At 62.1% G+C, this 2,716-nt stretch carries 1 protein-coding gene and 1 pseudogene; one reads left to right on the forward strand and one right to left on the reverse strand.

Going from position 1 to position 2,716, the window contains the following annotated elements; translation table 11 throughout:
* Positions 1-656 precede the first annotated feature (656 nt).
* Positions 657-1,025, forward strand: coding sequence for a hypothetical protein (locus CXY80_RS00210; RefSeq protein ID WP_146070592.1), 369 nt, complete (start codon positions 657-659; stop codon positions 1,023-1,025).
* A 349-nt stretch (positions 1,026-1,374) separates the two neighbouring features.
* Here CXY80_RS00210 and CXY80_RS00215 read toward each other — a convergent pair.
* Positions 1,375-2,400 (reverse strand): annotated as a pseudogene (locus CXY80_RS00215) (IS110 family transposase); the annotation flags it as partial.
* Between the last annotated feature and the right edge of the window lie 316 nt (positions 2,401-2,716).

The following is a 2,716-nucleotide window of genomic DNA, read 5'->3' on the forward strand; positions in this document are numbered from 1 at the left end:
AGGCCACCGTGCATGCCCATATTGATGCTCATCCGCCCAGACTGCGACCACCACGCCGTCCCGGTCGCACCTGCCGCTCCGACACGCCGAGCAGCACGATCGATCGACATCCCCGCACACACCAGATCAATGAACTCAGTCCGAGTATTCGGCGGAAACAACTTGACCATAAAACGCTCCAATCACTAGAGCGTTGCTACGACCATATGACTTTGCCCACTGCATAGCGTTAGAGAGGACTGCGTAGCGTTAGAAAGCTGAGAAGTCCAAGGAGCTGTATGAATAAAGTGATCGTGACATTACGACGCCGATTTGCGCGGTGGCCGGGTTTCGTTCCTGTCAGCGTGAATTGGCGCGGTCAGCTACCCGCCGTCCTCGTGGATCCGGTGGGATCGCACAGGGCGGGTCATTCACGGTCTGTGGCTGGGCGACAGCGTCGACGACGGGCCTGACGGCACGACGTACTGCAGAGTGAAACGGGTCGCGCGGAGACGCTGACCAGTAGTGAATCGACCGCAATGCTCAAAGCCACAGGCGCCAACATCAGCGCTACGACGTTCGAAGCTGTTGAGCTCGAAGCTGAATTCGACGGGCGCACAGTCTGTTCCGCCGACCGTCTGCCGCGCCTGAAACTGTCATGACAGCGAAAACCCCCGATGCCCCCTGCTTTCTTCCGAGATCCTCACACTGGTATTTGGCAGGACATTCGCCAGTTCTCCCCTGCCGGTGAAAGTCAGGCAGGGAAGCTATCGACGCTTGCTGGTGACGGCGAAATGTGCTCTGCGGGCATCGTCACCGATGCCGGCAACGTCACCGATGCCGGCAACGTCATGCTCAGCATTAACGACATCGAATGCGGAGAAAACCTGCTTGTCATCGCCTCCACCTACAACGAAGCATTATCTGACCCAGACGATGACAAGCTCAGCGGCCGTGCTGTGATCACAAAATGGCTTGGGTGTGTGATGGTGGCCGCAGCTCACCGGTCAGCGTCGGCAGGCTCCATGAATTCCTGCATGAGCTGACAGATGCCAACAACACCGCACGCAAGATCACAGACAGCTCCGTGTCACAGGATGGAGGCTGGCCGGCGCTTCACGAATGCTGCGCATGAACCAAGTGTGATTTCAGCCCTGTTGTGGCCAACAAAAGACACCAGGGCGCGCGATGATGCTCCTATAGTTGTCAAGCTGCGATTTGGTGGGGTTGGTTTTCGTTGAGCCAGGCCCGGTAGCGGTGCAGGAATCGGGTGTCGCGAATGGTGCCGCGTTCGATGAGTGAGATCTTGCTGATCGCGCAGTCGAGGGCGTCGGCGACCTCGGTGAGGCTGAGCCCGAGGCGTTTGCGTGCGGGGCGCAGATCGCTGCTGTCCGCGGCTGGCTGCGGGGTGGTAATGAGGTGGAATACCTCGCGGGCGATGGCGCGCTTGAGGCAGCGGAGGATGTCTTTCTTCGTCTTGCCTTCGGCGGTGCGGCGGGTCGCGTAGGCGCGGGTTTCGGGGTCTGTGGCCAGGCGCACGATCGCGATCTTGTGGAGCGCGGAGTTCGCGGCCCGGTCGCCGCCGCGGTTGAGTCGGTGACGTGTTGTTTTCCCCGAGGAGGCGGGCAAGGGCGAGGCACCGCAGAGCATCGCGAAAGCTGCCTCGGAGCGGAGCCGGTCGGGGTTGTCGCCTGCGGTGATCAGCAGCTGCGCGGCGGTCACAGTCGCGATCCCTCGGGCTTGCACGAGAGCCGGGTTCACTGTGTCGACGAGTTGTGCGAGGTCGGTGTCGTGACCGGCGATCTCAACATCGAGCTGCTGATAGCGGGCGGCGAGGCGCTTGAGTGCCGTGCGGGTCCTGGACGCGACCTCGTCGTCACCGACACGTGCACGGGAGCCTGTCAGGCGTGTGATCAAGCGGGTCGTGGTCAGGTCACGGAACTCGGTTCGGATGCTCTCAGGAGCAGTCACGATCAGCGATTTGAGTTGCACGATCACCTCGGTTCGTGCTTTCATCGCGCTGCGCCGGGCCGCGTTGGTGACCCGGATCGCTTCCACGATGCCGGTGCCGGTCTTCGCGGCCACGGTGTTGTTGTTCGCCAACGCGATGTGCGCGGCGGCGTAGGCATCGATCTCGTCGGATTTGCCGCGCATCCGCCGTGTCTGCCGTGCCGGGCGGATCACCTCGACGACCTCGATGCCCGCCTCATGCAAGTGCCGGGTCAAGCCCGCCCCGTACGAGTTCGTGCCCTCCACACCGGCGCGCAGCAGAGCCCCATGGCAGGTGATGAAGCCCTCAAGCGCGCGGTAGCCGGCGTCGGTGGTGGGGAACTGGGCGGCGCTGAGGTGTTCCCCGGTGACGGAGATCACGGCCGCGTAGTGCGTGTCCACCCCCGCGACGATCAGAGACTGATCGTTCATGGTGTACTTCCCTTCGTTCGTGTTTCAGAATGGGAAGTGGCGGCCGGGCGAGCAGACAAGACGTTGACGAGACCGGGTCGAAGAGGTCAAGCTCCTATGAGGTCATGCCCGCCCGGCCGCCACTTCAGCACCGCCCAGGCCAGACAGATCAAAGCAAAGACAGACCCCTCGCGGGGCCGTCAGTCAAGTTGAGGGTCATGCCCTGAACGGCTGTTTCCAGTATCAACGTCAAGCGGTTTTGAGCATCGGGATCTCGGCTGGTTCCTGGTAGAGGGTGTGGTCGCGGAGCATTGCCCAGAGGACGTTGATGCGTCGC

Origin of the sequence: Cryobacterium sp. M91 (genome assembly GCF_002929615.1) — a bacterium.
Taxonomy (GTDB): Bacteria; Actinomycetota; Actinomycetes; order Actinomycetales; family Microbacteriaceae; genus Cryobacterium; species Cryobacterium levicorallinum.

What these genes read in the sequence shown, in the direction of transcription:
- CXY80_RS00210 (WP_146070592.1), top strand. Translation starts at nt 657, where the DNA reads ATGCCCCCTGCTTTCTTCCGAGATCCTCACACTGGTATTTGGCAGGAC.